This window comes from Peterkaempfera bronchialis (assembly GCF_003258605.2).
GTDB lineage: Bacteria > Actinomycetota > Actinomycetes > Streptomycetales > Streptomycetaceae > Peterkaempfera > Peterkaempfera bronchialis.
This window is the reverse complement of sequence record NZ_CP031264.1, coordinates 6,949,846-6,967,571: the sequence shown is the minus strand read 5'-3', so window position 1 is coordinate 6,967,571 and position 17,726 is coordinate 6,949,846. Positions and strand designations below refer to the sequence as shown.

General features: G+C 72.1%; 14 protein-coding genes and 2 pseudogenes. 6 read left to right on the top strand and 10 right to left on the bottom strand.

The window, feature by feature from the left end:
* Positions 1-48: 48 nt before the first annotated feature.
* Together C7M71_RS29775 and C7M71_RS33325 are read right to left on the bottom strand one after the other, a co-directional pair.
* Positions 49-1,146, bottom strand: a pseudogene (locus C7M71_RS29775) (glycoside hydrolase family 64 protein); the annotation flags it as partial.
* 96 nt (positions 1,147-1,242) lie between these two features.
* Positions 1,243-1,605, bottom strand: a pseudogene (locus C7M71_RS33325) (hypothetical protein); the annotation flags it as partial.
* Positions 1,606-2,010: 405 nt separating this feature from the next.
* Between C7M71_RS33325 and C7M71_RS29770 the strand changes: the two are divergent.
* A complete protein-coding gene (locus tag C7M71_RS29770) occupies positions 2,011-4,194 on the top strand; it encodes a hypothetical protein (RefSeq protein ID WP_114914640.1) in 2,184 nt (727 codons plus the stop codon).
* A 94-nt stretch (positions 4,195-4,288) separates the two neighbouring features.
* On the opposite strand, the gene C7M71_RS29765 is transcribed toward C7M71_RS29770, so the two are convergent.
* Positions 4,289-5,620, bottom strand: a complete 1,332-nt coding sequence (locus C7M71_RS29765) for an MFS transporter (protein ID WP_111495000.1) — start codon at positions 5,618-5,620, stop codon at positions 4,289-4,291.
* Positions 5,621-5,745: 125 nt separating this feature from the next.
* Between C7M71_RS29765 and C7M71_RS29760 the strand changes: the two genes are divergently transcribed.
* Positions 5,746-6,297 (top strand): MarR family winged helix-turn-helix transcriptional regulator, encoded by a 552-nt coding sequence (locus tag C7M71_RS29760; protein WP_111495002.1) that lies wholly within the window; start codon positions 5,746-5,748, stop codon positions 6,295-6,297.
* A 126-nt stretch (positions 6,298-6,423) separates the two neighbouring features.
* Here C7M71_RS29760 and C7M71_RS29755 read toward each other — a convergent pair whose 3' ends face one another.
* The 6 genes from C7M71_RS29755 to C7M71_RS29730 all read right to left on the bottom strand — a co-directional run bounded on the left by C7M71_RS29755 (position 6,424) and on the right by C7M71_RS29730 (position 14,157).
* Positions 6,424-7,641, bottom strand: coding sequence for a cytochrome P450 (locus tag C7M71_RS29755; protein ID WP_111495338.1), 1,218 nt, complete (start codon positions 7,639-7,641; stop codon positions 6,424-6,426).
* Between the two features lie 124 nt (positions 7,642-7,765).
* The gene (locus C7M71_RS29750) at positions 7,766-7,975 is read right to left on the bottom strand and encodes a ferredoxin (protein ID WP_111495336.1); all 210 of its coding nucleotides are present in this window, start codon (positions 7,973-7,975) and stop codon (positions 7,766-7,768) included.
* A 234-nt stretch (positions 7,976-8,209) separates the two neighbouring features.
* Positions 8,210-8,608 carry a DUF5955 family protein gene (locus tag C7M71_RS29745; RefSeq protein WP_111495334.1) on the bottom strand — a complete coding sequence of 133 codons (399 nt, stop codon included), beginning with the start codon at positions 8,606-8,608 and terminating at the stop codon, positions 8,210-8,212.
* 28 nt (positions 8,609-8,636) lie between these two features.
* On the bottom strand, positions 8,637-10,970 hold the full coding sequence (locus C7M71_RS29740; protein ID WP_114914639.1) for a hypothetical protein: 2,334 nt from the start codon (positions 10,968-10,970) through the stop codon (positions 8,637-8,639).
* Between the two features lie 173 nt (positions 10,971-11,143).
* On the bottom strand, positions 11,144-13,450 hold the full coding sequence (locus tag C7M71_RS29735; protein WP_111490252.1) for an ABC transporter permease: 2,307 nt from the start codon (positions 13,448-13,450) through the stop codon (positions 11,144-11,146).
* Entirely contained in the window at positions 13,447-14,157 is a 711-nt protein-coding gene (locus tag C7M71_RS29730) for an ABC transporter ATP-binding protein (protein WP_111490253.1), read from the bottom strand. Before C7M71_RS29730 ends, C7M71_RS29735 begins: the two co-directional genes overlap by 4 nt.
* A gap of 137 nt (positions 14,158-14,294) precedes the next feature.
* Here C7M71_RS29730 and C7M71_RS29725 point away from each other — a divergent pair, with 137 nt between their 5' ends.
* From C7M71_RS29725 to C7M71_RS29715, 3 genes are all read left to right on the top strand, one after another.
* Positions 14,295-15,158 carry a sensor histidine kinase gene (locus C7M71_RS29725; RefSeq protein ID WP_229759005.1) on the top strand — a complete coding sequence of 288 codons (864 nt, stop codon included), beginning with the start codon at positions 14,295-14,297 and terminating at the stop codon, positions 15,156-15,158.
* Positions 15,155-15,856, top strand: a complete 702-nt coding sequence (locus C7M71_RS29720; protein ID WP_111490255.1) for a response regulator — start codon at positions 15,155-15,157, stop codon at positions 15,854-15,856. The genes C7M71_RS29725 and C7M71_RS29720 overlap by 4 nt, the downstream gene beginning before the upstream one ends.
* Before the next feature lie 116 nt (positions 15,857-15,972).
* Positions 15,973-16,251 (top strand): hypothetical protein, encoded by a 279-nt coding sequence (locus C7M71_RS29715; RefSeq protein WP_111490256.1) that lies wholly within the window; start codon positions 15,973-15,975, stop codon positions 16,249-16,251.
* Between the two features lie 118 nt (positions 16,252-16,369).
* On the opposite strand, the gene C7M71_RS29710 is transcribed toward C7M71_RS29715, so the two are convergent.
* A complete protein-coding gene (locus tag C7M71_RS29710; RefSeq protein WP_111490257.1) occupies positions 16,370-17,113 on the bottom strand; it encodes a GntR family transcriptional regulator in 744 nt (247 codons plus the stop codon).
* A gap of 83 nt (positions 17,114-17,196) precedes the next feature.
* Between C7M71_RS29710 and C7M71_RS29705 the strand changes: the two genes are divergently transcribed.
* The gene (locus C7M71_RS29705) at positions 17,197-17,673 is read left to right on the top strand and encodes an SRPBCC domain-containing protein (RefSeq protein WP_111490258.1); all 477 of its coding nucleotides are present in this window, start codon (positions 17,197-17,199) and stop codon (positions 17,671-17,673) included.
* Positions 17,674-17,726 lie beyond the last annotated feature (53 nt).

Below are 17,726 nucleotides of genomic sequence, written 5' to 3'. Positions count from 1 at the left end.
GCGGTGGCCCGCTCCTGCGGGAGCGGGCCACCGACCGTACCGGAGGGATCAGTTGAAGGGGTCGAGCGTGATGGACGCCTGCTGCGGGCTGCCGTCGTGCACCAGCGACTCGTAGTTGCCGACGTCGTCGAAGGCGAAGGCATAGGCCTTGCCGTCAGCCATCTGCGCATGGATGAGACGCGCGTAGTGGTTGGTCACCGCGTCCTGGTAGAAGTTGGCGGAACTCGCGTCGGGCTGGTTGCTGTTGGTCAGCAGCGTGCTGCGGTTGAAGCCCGCGCAGAGGGTGCGGGAGATCGGGCCGCGCACCAGGTCGTTGGGCGCGTCCAGCAGTTTGTAGCAGCCGAAGACGCTGTCGGCGTCGGGCTTCTGGAAGCTGGTGACGACGGCGCCCGCAGAGTTGGTGAAGTTCATGACGTTGCCGGAGACCCGGCCGTAGTACTTGAGCGCCGGCTGGTCGCCGAACGGCGTCACGGTCAGCGTCGAGGAGGCGTACTTCGCCCACACGCGGTTGATGTAGTCGGCCAGGACGGTGCTCGGCAGCGCGCCGGACTCGATGCCGTGGCCCGGCGCCAGAGCGCGCAGCACGGTGCCGTCCGAACGCGTCTGGATCAGGCCGCCCCAGCCGCCGGACTGGCTCCTGAGCGCGCTGAGGAACCCGGTGTAGCCGCCGGTCTTGAGATGGCCGGTGGTCTGACCGGCGCCGGTGGTGGACACCACGCCCACGGCGTACGGAGCCGAGAACATGTCCACCTGGGTGCTGTTGATCCAGAGGCCGCTGTCATTGAGCGTGTACTCGGTCCAGTTGAAGAGGATGTCGTGGTTGGGGTCGCTCGGGTTCTGCACCGCAGGCTGCACCAGGCCGCCGGTGGTCAGCTTGAAGACGAGCTTCTGGCCGTAGGAGAAGTAGACCCGGCCGGAGAACTTGGGCAGCTGGATCGTGATCGACTTGCCGTTGGCGGGACCGGCTATCGACGCGTCGGGGGCGGCGGTCGGCGGGTTCCCCCCGGCCGGCCAGGCGTGGAAGGTGCCATTGGCATCGGCCCAGCCCTGGAGACCGCTGGAGAGCTGGGTCCCGAGGTTGTAGATGTAGACGGCGTCGCCGCGGCCGGAGTTGTTGGTGATCTTGATCGGGATGGTCCCCGGCACGGGGCCGGTACCGCCTCCGTTGGTGCCGCCGGTGGTGGTGCCTCCGGTGGTGCCGGTTGAGCCGTGGGTGTAGGTGAAGTGGGGGGTGTCGTACTGGGGGCCGCTCTTCTCGTAGGTGAACCAGTACTCGACGGCGGTGCCGGTGGTGAGGGAGCCGATGGTCTGGGTCCAGGTGCCGCCGTTGTTGGCCATCCGGAAGTTCTGCTGGTTGGCGCCGTTGACCAGGTAGTGGATGTCCACGTACGCGGCCGGGGTGGTCGGCTTGAAGGTGATCTGCGCCTGGGTGCTGCTGAGCTGGGTGGCGCTCTGGGTGTAGTCGGAGGCGTCGGCGGCCGCGACCCCGGCTGCTGAGGTGAGGCCCAGCAGCCCGGCCAGCGCCAGCACAAGGGCCGCGAACAGGGCGACGGTGCGCCGGCCCGGCCGTGGCGGCGCGGAGCGCGGAAGAGTGGTTCTGCGCATAGGAGAGAGGATCCTTTCGCCTGCGTTCAGAGGTGGAGGGCAGGTCGGCGGCGGGAAGTCGCGGCCATCCTCTGGCGCGGAGGCTTCGAGACAGCGCCAATGAAAGCGCTCTCAGACGATCCGCGGAGGGAACCCGCGTCGAGAAGGAGTGTCATCAGGCGACGGGTACACGTCAAGCCCAGAGGCGACATTCACCTCTTGGACGGTCGCGGGACAAGAGCCCCACCCGCGCGAGCACTTGACGCTTATGGAGGTGACCATGACACTTCGTTGAGAGCGCTCTCATCGCATGCCGAAGATCGCGCGGTCACCGAGGTACGGACTTCACCCCCCCTGGGCGCCTGAGCCCTCCCCCAGCCGATCGGCGTTCACTTCCCGAAGTCAGGCGAAAGGATCCTCTCTCCTATGCGCAGAACCACTCTTCCGCGCTCCGCGCCGCCACGGCCGGGCCGGCGCACCGTCGCCCTGTTCGCGGCCCTTGTGCTGGCGCTGGCCGGGCTGCTGGGCCTCACCTCAGCAGCCGGGGTCGCGGCCGCCGACGCCTCCGACTACACCCAGAGCGCCACCCAGCTCAGCAGCACCCAGGCGCAGATCACCTTCAAGCCGACCACCCCGGCCGCGTACGTGGACATCCACTACCTGGTCAACGGCGCCAACCAGCAGAACTTCCGGATGGCCAACAACGGCGGCACCTGGACCCAGACCATCGGCTCCCTCACCACCGGCACCGCCGTCGAGTACTGGTTCACCTACGAGAAGAGCGGCCCCCAGTACGACACCCCCCACTTCACCTACACCCACGGCTCAACCGGCACCACCGGAGGCACCACCACCGGCGGCACCAACGGAGGCACCACCACCGGGGGCACCACCACCGGGGGCAACGGTGGCGGCACCACCGGCTGCCCGACCCAGTCGGACACCCCGAACTTCGGGCCGAACGTCCACATCTACGACCCGAGCATGTCCGCCGCCACCATCCAGGCGGAGCTCGACGCCCAGTTCGCCGCGATGAAGAGCACCGCCACCGCGCAGTTCTCCAACAACCGCGTGGCGGACCTGTTCAAGCCCGGCACCTACAACATCGAGTCGAACGTCGGCTTCTACACCTCGGTGGCCGGCCTCGGCCAGAACCCGGACGACGTCACCATCAACGGCCATGTCACCGTCGACGCGTTCAACGCCGATGACGCGGGCAACGCGACGCAGAACTTCTGGCGCTCGGCGGAGAACCTGGCGATCAACCCGGGCGGCGGCTCCAACCGCTGGGCGGTCGCGCAGGCCGCTCCGTTCCGCCGGATCGACGTGCGCGGCAACCTCCAGCTCTACCCCGCCAGCTACGGCTGGGCGAGCGGTGGCTACATCGCGGACAGCAAGGTGACCGGCCAGACCGCGTCCATCTCGCAGCAGCAGTGGTACACCCGCGACAGCAGCCTGGGCAGTTGGGACGGCGGCGTGTGGAACATGGTCTTCTCCGGCACCACCGGTGCTCCGGCGACCACCTTCCCCAACCCCCCGGAGACCACGCTGGCCACCACCCCGGTCTCGCGTGACGTGCCGTATCTGTACGTGGACGGCTCCGGCAAGTACCGGGTGTTCCTGCCCTCGCTCCGTACCAACGCCTCCGGTCCCAGCTGGGCCGGTGGCAGCACCCCGGGCAGCTCGCTGCCGATGAGCCAGTTCTACGTGGTGAAGGCCGGCGACACCGCCGCGACCATCAATGCCGCGCTGAACGCCGGTTGCAACCTCTTCGTCACCCCCGGCGTCTACCACCTGAACCAGACGCTGAATGTCACCAAGGCCAACACGGTGGTGCTCGGCATCGGCTACCCGACGTTCGTCCCGGACAACGGGGTCAATGCGCTCCAGGTCGCCGACGTGGACGGGGTCCGGCTCAAGGGCCTGCTGTTCGACGCCGGCACGACCAACTCGGCGGCCCTGCTGACCGTCGGCCCGACCGGGTCGGCGGGCACCAGCCACGCCTCCAACCCGACCACCGTCCAGGACGTCTTCTTCCGGATCGGCGGCCAGATCGCCGGGAAGGCGACGACCAGCCTGATCGTCAACAGCAGCAACACGATCATCGACCACATCTGGGCCTGGCGTGCCGACCACGGCAACGCGGGCACGGTCGGCTGGACGATCAACACGGCGGACAACGGCGTCATCGTCAACGGCAACAACGTCCTGGCGACCGGTCTCTTCGTCGAGCACTACCAGAAGTACGAGGTCACCTGGAACGGCCAGGGCGGCAGGACCATCTTCTTCCAGAACGAGATGCCCTACGACGTGCCGAACCAGGCCGCCTGGAAGAGCCCGAGCGGGATCAACGGCTACGCCGCCTACAAGGTCGCGCCCGGTGTCACCACCCACGAGGCGTGGGGGCTGGGCAGCTACTGCTACTTCAACGTCAACCCGGCGGTCAACGCCTACCACGCCTTCGAGGTGCCCACCGCCTCGGGTGTGAAGTTCCACAGCGTGCTCACCGTCTCGCTGGGCTACATGGGCACCATCTCCCATGTGATCAATGACACGGGCGGAGTCACGGTGACCGGCACGGTGCCCACCAACGTGGTCTCCTACCCGTGATCCGACGCCGCTTCTGACGCCGCTTCTGACGCCGCTGCGCATGCGCGAGGGCCGGTCCGGGAGTCCCGGACCGGCCCTCGTGCGTGTCGATCCCTCAGGCCGCGTGCAGTTCGGCGGCGCGCTGCGGCCGGGCCACCGTCCCGGCCACGCCGAGGCTCGGGCGGACCGCGCCGGGTGCGTTGTCCTGGAGCGGGGTGAGCGCCGGGCGCAGCCGCAGTGCCAGCACCACGAGCAGGATGGTGGTCGCGCCCATCGCCAGCAGATAGAGCGGGGAGAGGCCGGCGCCCACCAGCAGGACGCCCGCGGCGGGGCCGAGCGCGATGGCGATCTGCTTCACCAGGGCGAACGCGGCGTTGTAGCTGCCGAGCAGGTGGGCCGGGGCGAGGTCGGCGACCATGGGGCCGAGCGTGGGGGCGAGCAGTGCCTCGCCGACGCCGAAGAGCACATAGGTCGTCATCATCCCGCCCACGGCGACCGCCGTGGTGCCGTGCAGCAGTCCGGCCAGCGCGGCGGCGGCCCAGGCGGCCAGCCAGACCGCGCCGGTGGCCACGATGGCGGTGGTCCGGCGGCGGCGCGCGGTGAAGCGGACGACGACCATCTGCAGCAGCACGATGGCGAGCGTGTTGGCGCCGAGGCCGAGGCCGAGCGTGGACGGCGAGATGCCGACGGTGCCGGTGGCGTAGGCGGAGACGCCGGACTCGAACTGCCCGTAGCAGGCGAAGAAGATCAGCGCGGCGAGCGCGCAGAGCCGGACCATGGCCCGGTCCCGCAGCAGGGTCCGCAGGTCGGACCGGCCGCGCTCGGCCGGTGCGGCTCCGGACACAGCGGCCCCGGACACAGCGGCCCCGGCCGACACGGCCGGCCCCCGGACGGTCCCGGTGACGGCGGCGAGCGCGAGGAACATCAGCGCCTCGATGGTGAACAGCAGGGTCAGGCTGCTCGGCCGGGAGACATCGACGATCTGACCGCCGATCAGCGCGCCCACGCCCAGACCGAGGTTGGCCACGGTGAACTGCACGGCGAAGGCGTGCGCCCGCCGGGCGGGTCCGGTGCAGCGCACGACCATGGTGGCCAGGGCCGGCTGGACGATGGTCGCGCCGGCCCCGAAGAGGAAGGCGGCGGCCACGACCGTCCCGCTCGTGGCGGCATGGCCGAAGACCAGTGCGCCGACGGCGGCCAGCAGCGCGCCGACCGTCAGCACCGGGCGCGGTCCGTACCGGTCCAGGCCGGGGCCGGTGAACGGCAGGACGACCAGGGCGGCCAGGGCGTACACCGTGAAGACCAGCCAGGCGGTCATCGAGCCCAGCCCCCGCACCTGGGCCACGTACACGAACATGTAGGGGATCGTGAACCCCGCGCCGAACGAGCTCAGCGCGTTTCCGATCTGCACCCGGCGCAGCGCGCCTGCCGACGCCCCGCCCCTCATCCCCCGGGCCACCCCGGTACCACCTTTCCCACAGCCACCAACTTCAACGGGAAAGATTTAACATCTAAAGTCTTCTCAGTGCAACTCTTCGGGCTCGAAGACTTCAGCATGAGAGACTGTCCGGCATGAGAGATCCCCAGGAACCGCCGCAAGAGCTCGCCATCAGCGAGCAAGTGGCTGTGTACCAACGCGAGTTCCCGAATGTGGACCCGCAGGTGGAGACGATCGTCTCGACGCTGTCCCGGCTGGCCCGGCGGATGTCCGTGGCGTACTCCCGGCACCTCACCGACCTCGGCATCAGCCAGGCCGACTGGGAGGTCATGAAGGCGCTGATCGTGGCCGGCAGCCCCTACCGGCTGGGGCCGGGCGAGCTGGCCAGGCGGATCGGGCTGACCCCGGCGGCGATGACCCACCGGGTGGACCGTATGACGACGGCGGGGCTGGTCACCCGCAGCCGGGACGAGAGCAACCGGGTCCGGGTGAACATCGAGCTGACCGAGCTCGGCCGGGAGAAGTGGCTGGAGTCGATGCGGATGGCGGCCGTCTTCGAGGAGGCGCTGCTCCAGGACGCCGACCCGGGCGCCCGGGCCGACCTGGCCGGGGCGCTCGGGCGGATGCTGCGGCGGGTGGAGGAGCACCAGCCGGATGCGCTGGGCCGCTGCGACGACCTGGCCTGACGGCGGGCGCGGCAGGCCCGGCATGCGCGACGCCCGCCGAGCGCTTGTGCTCGGCGGGCGGCTCGGCGGCGGTCGGCTCGGGGTCGCTCGCGGGGGCGGTCGCGGGGGTGCCGGGGCCCGGCGCGGCTACCAGCTGACGGGCAGCTCGTTGACGCCGTAGACGGCCATGTCCGTCCGGTAGGTGATCTCCTCGAACGGGACCGCGAGGCGCAGGCCGGGCAGCCGGCCGAAGAGGGTCCGGAGGGCGACCTCGAGCTCGACCCGGGCCAGCGGCTGCCCCAGGCACTGGTGGACCCCGAAGCCGAAGGCCAGGTGGCGGCGGGCCTCGCGGGTGATGTCGAGCCGGTCACCGTCCTCGAAGAGTCCGGCATCCCGGTTGGCGGTGGAGAGCATCAGCATCACGCCCTCACCGGCCCGGATCAGGGTGCCGTCGAGTTCGACGTCCTCCAGGGCCACCCGCGGCAGGCCCGAGTGGACGATGCTCAGATAGCGCAGCAGTTCCTCGACCGCGCCCTTGGCCAGGTCGGGCTCGCCGCGCAGCAGGGCGGCCTGGTCGGGGTTGCGCAGCAGGGCGAGGGTGCCGAGCGCGGTCATGTTGGCGGTGGTCTCATGGCCGGCGACGAGCAGCAGGAGGCCCATGGAGGCGGCCTCCCCCAGGCTGATGTCCTCGCGCTGGGCCAGTCGGCCGAGGACGCTGTCGTCCGGGTCCCGACGCCTGCGTGCGGTGAGGTCGGAGAGGTAGTCGGTGAGGGACTGGATGGACGCCCGCACCGGTTCGGGGCCCGAGGCCAGGTCGAGCAGGGTGCGGCTGTGCCGCTGGAAGAACTCGTGGTCCTCGTAGGGCACACCGAGCAGCAGGCAGATGACCAGTGAGGGCACCGGCAGGGCGAAGTCGGTGACCAGGTCGGCCGGCGCTCCCTTGGCGACCATCCGGTCGAGCGTGTCGTCCACCACCTGCTGGATCTGCGGGCGCATCGCATCGACCCGCTTGATGATGAAGTCACCGGTGAGCATGCGGCGCTGCCGGGCGTGCTCGGGGTCGTCCATCCGGATGAAGGACGGGGTGGTCCGGTTGACGAGTTCGCGTCGGCCCGGGGAGAGGAACGGGAAGCCGGGCACCCGGGCGTCGGCGCTGAAGCGGCGGTCCCCGAGTACGGAGCGGACCTGGTGGTAGCCGGTCAGCAGCCAGCAGGAGGTGCCGTCCCAGAGGTTCGCCCGGCGCACCGGCTCATGCCGGAGGGCCTGGTCGTACGCGGGCGGGGGGTCGAAGGGACAGCCGGTGGCCCGGGAGGCGGGCAGGACGAGGGACTGGCTGGTGCCGTCGGCGGCGGTGGCGGGAGTCATGGGTGCGGTACTCCTTCGCATGCGGGTAGCGCGAGAGGCGATACGCGGTACGGGTGGTACGCGGCACGGGTCCACGCGCGGGCCGGGCTCGGCGATCCGGGCCTGGACCAAGGGCGGGAGCCGGTCAGGCGGGCTCGTCGTGCACGGCGATCACACCTGCCGGGCACAGGGCGGCGGCCAACCGGACATCGGGGTGGAGCGCGGGCTCCGGCTGGTCCCGGCGGAGCAGGACCAGCCCGTCGTCCTCGCTCTGGTCGAAGACCGCGGGGACGGTCAGTACGCACTGGCCGGAGCCGCAGCAGCGGTCTCGGTCGATGGTCACCTTCAGGTTCATCTCGGAACGCCTTCGGTGAGTGAGAGGGGGAGCGGTTGGTTTTCCCAGGCAACTAGTCTCCACACTAACTCTCGACTGCTCGTGTACGAAGAGCCTCGGGGCGGCATGGACGACATTGGCCGGTTCGGCCCACTCCGGTCCCCGGCGCGTCACTCGAATGCCTCGCGCCGTTTCGGCGCGCGGGCGGGCCGGGCGGGCCGGGCGGCCCCGGCGGCCCCGGCGGCGTCGGGGGCCTCAGTGGCCGAGAGCGCCCTGCACGGCCTGGGTGAGCTGGGCGACCGCCGTCACCAGAGGGGTGACGGGCTGGACGAACGCGGTCAGGCGCTCCAGGGCCCGGCTGAGCACACGCGGCTCCGGCTGCTCCTCGTCCAGTTCCTCGCGCAGTCGGCGGATCTGCGCCACTGCGGCGGCTGCGTCGGGGAGCGCCGTGCGGTGCTCCTCCAGCAGCCCGGCGACGATGTCAAGCGCCTCGGCAGCCCGCATGCGCGGCGCGGCGTCGGGCGTCTGGAAGCCGACGCTGCCGGTGACCGCCTGGGCCTGGAAGCCGACGGCCTGGTTGCCGGTGTAGCTGGTGCCGCCGGACTGCTGCACGCCCTGGTTGACGGCGGGGGGACGGGGGGTGCCTTCGGACATCGGACGCCGCCTATCGGGTGGGGGAAGCCTATCGGGTGGGGGAAGGGGAGTCGGCGGGCGCCTGGTTCCGGATGGCGCTGGCGCCCTGGCCGACGGCCTGGTTGCCGACCACGCTCACCCCGCCCTGCTGGATGACGCCCTGGTTGAGGATGGTCTGCTGCTGGGCCCGGAAGTCGGCGGTGTCCACGCCGTGCTCCTCCAGGAAGTCGCGGACCCCCGCGAGGACATGGCGCTCGACCGCCGCGATGACCCGGGCGCCGTCCACCACCTGGAAGTAGTTGTGGTACTCGGTGCTGAGCGCCAGCTCCCTGATGCTGTACCGCGCGCCGTAGTCGAAGGCCGGGTCCTGCTGGAGGGCACGCAGGTCGCGCAGCGCCCGCCGGGCCTGCCGGGCCTCGAACCTGGCGTGGCGCCAGGCGGCCGGCAGTGCGGCGAGCAGCGCGCCGCCCGCCTGGCCGAGGGCCTGGACGAGCAGCCGGCGGCGCCACTGCGGCGTGGACCGGGCGGGCAGGCGGTCGACGGTGCGGTAGGCGGCGGGCACCGGCCCGACCACATGGGTCCCGCACCGCAGGTGCAGGGTCTGCTCCGTCGCGGACAGGTGCAGCAAGACGCTCGGCACGACCTCCCCGCCCCACAGCGGGACGTGCACGCCCAAGTGGTGCCGGGCGGTGCCGTCGGGGTGGAGCGCGATGTCGGACACCATCTCGGGTGCGATCCGGGCGCAGGGGATGACCTGGTCCTCCTCGAAGAACCGGTCGTCGTCGGCGAGCGTCGCGCCATTGACGAACACCCGGTCCTCCACCAGGAGTTCGGCGGTCCTGGCACCTCCCTCGGGCAGCGGCAGGGCGCCATGCCGGTCGGCGATGTCGCGCAGCCGGGTACGCAGGTGGTCCAGGAGGTCGACAACGGTGAAGTCGGTGACGTCGTCGCGCGGCCCGCCGAGGCCCCCGGGTGCGGCGGGCGGCAGGATCGGGACCGCCAGCGACCAGCTGGACTGGGCCGCCGCGAAGCCGATGTACGGCGTGTATCCGCTGTAGACGGTGACATTGCCGTCCTGCGCCCGCCTGACGGCGGCCAGGCGCTCGGTGACCCAGGTCTTCCGGGCGGCGGGCGCGGGGGCGTCCGCCGCTGAGAACACCTCCCTGCGCAGGGAGGTGCGCAGCAGCCGGTCGATGGTGAAGGTGTGGTCGACCAGGACCCGCAGTGCCGAGGCGGTCGCCGCGCAGAGCACCAGCAGCGCGGGCAGGCCGAGCAGGTAGCTGCCGGTCAGCCAGCGCAGGACGGCGGGCATCGGCACCGAGGACAGCCCGGCACCGGCGAAGGCCCCGAGGAGCAGAAGCAGCGCCAGCAGGACGCCGGCCCGGCCCAGGGCCGCGACGCCGGCCTGCCCGCTGTCCCCCCGGGTGGAGGACCGATCGGACTCCCTGGCCGCCATCCTGGCGGCGGCGTTCACCGCGAGTGCGCCGAGCGGCAGCCACAGCGGACCGAAGAGCAGCACCGCCGCGCTCGCGGCCGCCAGTCTGAGGTCGCGTCGGTTGCGCAGCTCCCGGGCGGCCAGGCAGTGGCGGGCCACCGCCTCAAGGTCGACGCCCACCGACGGGGCGACCGCGCTGAACTCGTCGGCCAGGACCTCCTCCACCACCCGGCGGGCGAAGACCTCGTCGGTGTACGCGGCCGCGCAGAGGTAGCGGGTGACGTCGCCGGGTGCCGTCCCGGTGGTCGCCTGCGCCTCCAGCTGCGGCAGCGGAGTGCCCATGCCGGCCATCCGTCCCCTCCTGCCCATGCCGATGCCCCTGCCCATGCCCCTGCCCTTGGTCGCGGTGGGTCGCCAGGCCGCCGGTGTGTGCGGGCCGCCGCTGTCGGCGAGGAGGACCGCGCCGACGAGGCCGAGCAGCAGACCGAACCAGGCCGCGTGCTCCAGGCGGACGACCAGTGCCTCCCCCATCCCGGGATAGTCCGGCCCGAAGAGCCGCAGCACGGCCCAGCCGAGCGCGCCTGCGGGCACCACGGTGAGCACGCAGGCGCCGACGGTGGCGGCCGTACGGGCACCGCCGCTCACCACGCTGCCCCGCACCCGGGGCAGCAGGACCGCGATCCCCACCAGGATGCCCACCACGACGGCGGCCTGCGCGCCGGTCTCGGCCCAGGTCCGGCCGACCGGACCGGTCGCCGACAGCTGCCAGGCCGGGGTCCACAGAATGCCGTGCGCAAGCCACCGGACGACCCACCCGGGTGCCGACTCCCCCTCCGGATCGAGGTCCGCGAGCCGGCTCTGGCTCCATGGGCTGCCCACCGCGACCACCAGCAGGCAGAGCAGCGCGACCGGGCGCGCCCGGGCACTGCGTACCGCACCCTTCAGCATTCGGGCCCCCCTCGGCCGTCCACCCCGGATACCCACCGTAGAGGCTGAGGGCGGCGGCCCGCCGGTGTATGCGGCACTCCGTCGATGCGGTCCCCGGGAAGCAGCTCGACCCGTGGGCCGCCGGGGGGCGCTGGGGGGCGCCGGTTGCCACGGCCCGGATGCGGCGGGACGGGCTACTCGTTGTGGAGGACCTCGGCGATGGTGAGGCGGGCGGCGGCGCGGGCCGGGAGCAGCGCGCCGAGGACGGCGATCACGACGCCCGCCAGGGCCAGCCCGGCCAGGTGCGGGGCGTGCCAGACGTTCTTCATGGACTCCGCGAACACCAGTACTTCGACGTGGTCGACGATCAGCCGGTGCGCGACGATCCCCAGGGGGATTCCGAGCAGTCCGCTGACCGCGCCCAGCCCGGCGGCGGAGGTGACCGTCATCGCGACGACCTGACGCGGCGTCATTCCGATCGACTTCAGCATGCCCAGGTCCCGGCGCCGCTCCCGGATGTTCAGGAGCACGGTGTTGAAGACGCCGAGCGCCGCGACGACGGTCAGCAGCACGGTGAACACCGTCGAGAAGCCGACGACGGCCACGGTGGGGCCGCCGCCGTCCGGGGCCGGCAGGGACGGATGGAGGCCGGGGTCGGCTGCCTGGACCGCCTCGATGTATGCCTTGGCGTCGGCGCCGGGAGCCAGCCGGACGTGGTACTCGCCGGCGTGCGGGTCCGGGACGAGCCTGGCCAGGGTCTGCCAGTTGGACGTCAGGGCCTGGGCATTGCCCGCAAGGGGCTCGCCGACGATGGTCACGGGCAGCTGCCTGCCGTCGAGGTACAGCGTGAGCCGGTCGCCGAGCCTCAGCCCGTGCTGGTTCAGGAACGCCGGTCCGGCCACGACCTCGTCGGGCCCGGTCGGCGGGCGTCCCCTGACCACCCGGGCCTGGCTCGCCCAGTCGTCCCCGCCGTAGAAGTCGCCGAACACCGGCTGGGTGTAGCCGACCAGGCCCACCCGGACCAGCCCACGGACGGTCACCTGGCGGGCCCCGGGAAGGGACCGCAGCAGGGCCTCGGTCTGGGAGTCGCTGAGCTTGGGCGCGGTCCGCTGCTCGGCGGGTGAGCCCACCGCCACCTGGACCTCGGCGCCCCCGTCGCTCCGACCCGTGCCCGCAGCCGCGAGCATCGTGCTGGTCAGCCCGATTGTCAGCGTCACGGTGGTGACCCCCAGGACGATGGCCGCCATGCTCAGCGCGGTGCGTGCCGGCCGGGCGAACGGCTGTCCCAGGCCGAGGCTGACCGAGCGCGGCAGCCGGGTACCACCGAGCGCGCGCTGGACCCGCAGCCCGCGCCCGGCCCGTGGCGCGCTGCCTGCCGTGATCGCCTGGGCTGCGGAGAGCCGGTGCGCGCGCAGCGCCGGGAGCAGCGCCGCGAGAACCACCAGGGCGGGCATGGCGAGCAGGCAGACGACCGGCACCCAGGCAGGGGTCCCGATGGCAGCGGTGCCGGTTTCGATCCCGGTGAACGCGACCCCGAGGATGGGGCGGGTCAGGCCGGTACCGAGCAGGGCGCCGAGGACGCACCCGGCGACCGCAGGTACCGAGACCATGGCGAGGTAGACGGCGACGACCTGGTTCGGCGTGAAACCGAGGGCCTTGAGGACGCCGATGTGCCGGTATCCGGAGACGACCGCCCCGCTGACGACATTTCCGACGATCAGCACGGAGAGCAGCAGGCCGAGCATGCCGAAGACCGTCATAAACGGCAGGTAGGAGTTGGCCTGTGCGGAGAATGCCTGCTTGAGGGTGAGGTACGACTGCGCGCTGGTCAGCGAATCCGCGGGCAGCCCCGTCGTCACCGTGGCCATGGCCTGGCGGATCTGGCGGTCGTCGGAGGCCGTGGGGAAGCGGTAGAGCATCTGCAGGGCGGTGGGGTGCAGTGCGGTCAGCTGCTCGGGGGTGACCCAGGCGCCGGCGGACTTGCTCATGCTGGTGGCGAAGCCGACGACGGTGAGCGGCGGTGCCCCGGTGGGGGTGAGCTCTGTACCCAGCAGGTTCGCGGAGTCGCCACCGTTCGGCATATTGACGACGATCTCACCGGCGGTGGCGGGCCAGTGGCCTGACCTGAGCTCGACCCGGTCGACCGGGCCCCCCGGATCGGCCCGGCCCACCACGGTCAGCGGACCGGGCGGCCGCCCTAGCCACTCGGTGGGCAGCTCGACGACGGCCTCGCCGTAGGGCCCGGCGGCAGCCTGGACACCCGGCTGCCGGGCGGTGGCGGCAAGCTGCGCGTCCGAGGTCCTGGCCGCGTCGAAGGTCGCCACCACATGGGCACCGCGCTGCCGGGTGAAGGCGCTGTCGAAGGGGGCCGCGACGGCGGCCAGCACGGACAGCGCGAGCAGGACCGTCGTGGTGGAGCAGAGGACGACGAGTCCGATGGCGGTCGTCTGGAGTCTGCGGCGCTTGACGGCGGCGCGCGAGGCTGCCCATACGGCGCTCATGCGGTCGGCTCCAGCGCGCTCTGGCGGGCCACCCTGCCGTCGGCGAACTCGATCAGGCGGCTGGCGCAGCGGGTGGCGAGGTGCGGGTCATGGGTGACGATCAGCAGGGTCTGGCCGATCTGGTTGAGGTCGATCAGCAGGTCCATCACCTGTTCGCCGGAGCGGCTGTCCAGCGCGCCGGTGGGCTCGTCGGCCAGCAGCAGCGCCGGACGGTTCATCAGCGCCCGGGCCACGGCGACCCGCTGGCGCTCGCCGCCGCTGAGGGCGGCCGGGTAGGTGTCCTTGCGGTCGGCGATGCCGAGTTCGTCGAGGAGTTCCAGGGCGCGGCGGCGGGCCTGCCGGGCCGGGGTCCCGGTCAGCTGCGCGGCCAGCGCCACATTGTCCAGCGCGGGCAGGTCGTCGATGAGGTTGAAGAACTGGAAGACCACGCCGATGTGCCGCCGCCGGAAGAGGGCCAACCCGGTCTCGTTCAGCCGTCCCAGATCCTGGCCGTGCACCTGGACGGTGCCCGAGGTCGGGCGGTCGAGACCGGCCACCATATTGAGCAGCGTGGACTTGCCGCAGCCCGAGGGCCCCATCACGGCGACCGCCTCGCCCGCCTGGATCTCCAGGGAGACGCCGTCCAGGGCCGTGGCGTCGCCGTACTCCTTGTGCACACCGTCGAGCCGCACGATCGTCTGCCGTGCGCTGTCGTGATCACTGGTCATGCCATGAACGTAGGAGGGAGGCGGCGGGTGCCGCGTCCCTCCCCGGGTGTAACCGTCCGTGCCCGTCATCCCGGGGATGTACGCGGCTGGACCTCCGGCATGATGTGGATCACGGCGTCGGTTGCGAGACTGACCGCGTGGGAAGTTCATCGGAAGTGGTCTGGCTGGCCATCGGCTCGGCCGCGCTGGCATGCGCGGCCGTCGGCTGGCTGGGCGTGGCGCTGGTGCGGACCCGGCAGCGGTACCGGAAGGCCATCGAGGAGCGCGGCTGGCTGCTGGAACGCGAGCGCGAGACCGCGGCGCGGACCGCCGTCGACGCCGAGCGGGCCAGGATCGCCGCCGAGCTCCATGACATCGTCAGCCACAATGTGAGCCTGATGGTGGTCCAGGCCGGGGCCGCCCGCGAGGTGCTGGTCGCCATGCCGGACGAGGCCGCCGCCGCGATGAGCGCCGTCGAGACCGCCGGGCGCAATGCGATGACCGAGCTGCGCCACCTGCTCGGCCTGCTCGCACCCGCGCAGAACGGCGAGGACGAGCCCTGCGGCCTGGACCTGTCCCCGCAACCGAGCCTCAGCCGGCTCAGCCCGCTGATCGACCGGATCGCCTTCGCCGGTCTGCCCGTCGAGGTCCGGATCTCCGGCACGCCCCGCCCGCTGCCGACCGGGATCGACGTCACCGCCTACCGGATCATCCAGGAGGCGCTGACCAACGCCCTCAGGCACGGCGACGGTGCGAAGGCCGAGGTGACCGTCCGCTACTCGGGCCACTATCTGCGAGTCGAGGTGCTGAACAGCGGGCCGAGCGTCCTGCACGGCCAGGGCCAGGGCAGTCGCGCCGAGGCCCCGGACCGCCGCCCGGGTACGGTCCGGGCCGGGGGTGCGGGGCACGGTCTGCTCGGTCTGCGCGAGCGGGTGGCCGTCTACGGCGGCGACCTCGACGCCCGCCGCCGACTCGGCGGCGGCTACCGGGTCCGCGCCCGGATCCCGCTGGACCGGCCATGACGACGCCCGCCGAGCCCACGCCCCGGGTGGTGATCGCCGACGACCAGGAACTCGTCCGCACCGGCTTCCGCCTGATCCTCACCGCCCGTGGCATCCATGTGGTCGGCGAGGCCGCCGACGGAACCGAGGCCGTCGCAGCGGTGCGCCGACTGCGCCCCGATGTCGTCCTGCTGGACATCCGGATGCCCGTCATGGACGGCCTGGAGGCCGCCCGCCGTATCCTCGGCCATGTCCCGGACTGCCGGGTGATCATGCTGACCACCTTCGACCTCGACCAGTACGTCTACGCCGCACTCGCCCTCGGGGCCAGCGGCTTCCTGCTCAAGGACGTCACCCCCGCGCATCTGGCCGCCGCCGTGCGCCTGGTCGACACCGGGGACGCCCTGCTCGCCCCCTCGATCACCCGCCGCCTGGTCGAACGCTTCGCGTCCGGCGCCTCCATGCCCGCCCGGAGTCCTGTGGCCCCGGCGGTCCATCGCGATCTCGCCGCGCTGACGCCGCGCGAGCGGGAGGTGCTGACGCTGATGGGCCGGGGCCTGTCCAACAGCGAACTGGCCCACGAGCTGACGCTCAGCGAGGCGACGGTGAAGACCCATGTGGCCCGCATCTTCGCCAAGCTGACCCTGCGTGACCGGGCCCAGGCCGTCGTCCTCGCCTATGAGACGGGCCTGGTCTCACCCGGCGCACCCGGTCGGTAGCCCGGCCGTCGCACGGCCGTCGCACGGCCTCGGCTGCCGCCGCCTGCCCGGCAACCCCGCACATACGCGGGCCGCCGGGCGGACGATGCGGCTCGGAGGCAGCGCGGATCAGCACTGTGCTGCGCACCCGCGACCTGTACCGGTGGATGCGGGAGGCCGGCATCAACGCCGTCCGTCAGCGGACGGTGCTCATCGAGCACTTCGCCCCCTTCACCGCCGACGTGCGGGCCTACTACGCACCGGCCTTCGCCGAGCTGGCCGCACAGGCCAAGAAGCTCGGCCTCACCTCGGCCGGCGGGGACGCGCTGCTCGACCCCGCCCGTCCCGAGAGCCCGTTCACCCTCCCGGACGGATATGTGAGCGAGGGCAACGTCCTGGCGGTGGGGACCGCCTGACCGCTGGTCTTCGATTCCGGCGTCGCCTGCGCGCACCGTTGTCGTTGCCGGCGGCGGCTCCCGGCCGTCTTCGCCGATGGCCTACCACCAGCCGGGCGGGCCGGGTGGGGGCGCCGCGTCAGCGCCAACCCAGGCGCAGCGCCGGGGCCGGGGGTGTGGCCGGCCGGTCGTCGGCCCGGAGGGAGCGCGCCAGGGAGAGGTGGCGGAGCATGCACCGCTCCGCGCCCTCGCGGTCGCCGGCCAGCAGCAGGTCGAGCAGTTCGAGGTGCTCCTCCGCCGACGCGACCAGTCGCCCGGTCCGCCCGGTCCGCCCGGTCCGGTCGGGATGGTCGGGGTGGTCGGGATGGTCGAGGCCGTACAGGCGGGACCGCCGGCGCAGGTCCCCGACCACCTCGACCAGGTGGGTGTTGCCGGCCAGCGAGAGCAGGTCGAGGTGGAAGCGGCGGTCGGCCTCCAGATAGCGCAGCACATCGTGGGCGTGGGCCGCCGCCACGGTCTCCAGCGCGGCCGGCCGCAGCGCTTCCAGCTGCTTCGCGGTGGCGGCGGTGGCGACCCGGCCGACGGTGGGCACCTCGATGAGGGTGCGGACCTCGGTGAACTCGTCGAGGTCGCGGGCGGTCATCTCGGTGACCCGGAAGCCCTTGTTGCGGACGGCTTCGACCAGCCCCTCCCGGGTCAGGTCGAGCATCGCCTCCCGGACCGGGGTGGCGGAGACTCCGTACTGGGAGGCGAGCCCCGGGGCGGAGTAGACGACTCCGGGGCGCAGCTCACCGGCGATCAGCGCGGCCCGCAGCGCCTGCGCCACCTGGTCGCGCAGGCGCTGGTGGACCAGGACCGCGTCGCGCTGGAGCTGCTCTGCCATGCCCGCTTCCTTCGTACATCTATACGAAGCCGAGCATACAATGTCACGTTGCACACCGGGACGGCGGCGCTAGGTTGACCCCCATGTACTCGACGCGGGTCTCTCGGCATGTGCGTGCCTCGCGGGCGGCCGTCTACCGGGCGCTGCTGGATGCGGACGCCATCGCCGCATGGCGGGTGCCGACCGGTATGAGCAGCCATGTGCACGCATTCGATCCCCGCGAAGGCGGGGCGTTCCGCGTCTCGCTGACCTATGACGCGCCGGTCGGCACCGGCAAGTCGGCCCTGCACACCGACACGTACCACGGCCGCTTCGTGAAGCTGGTACCGAACGAGCAGGTGGTCGAGACATTCGAGTTCGAGACCTCGGACCCCGCGCTTCGCGGCACGATGAGGATGACGACCACGCTCACCGACGCGGACGGCGGCACCGATGTCCTGGTGGTGCACGAGGGGATTCCCGACGCTGTGCCCGCCGCCGACAATGCGACGGGCACCCGCATGGCCCTGGCCAACCTCGCCCGGCTGGTGGAGGGCCAGGAGTGGTGCGGACGGGCCTGAGGACGCGCCGGTGGTCCGGGGCGAGGGTGTCGACGCGGCCGTGGTCCAGCCCC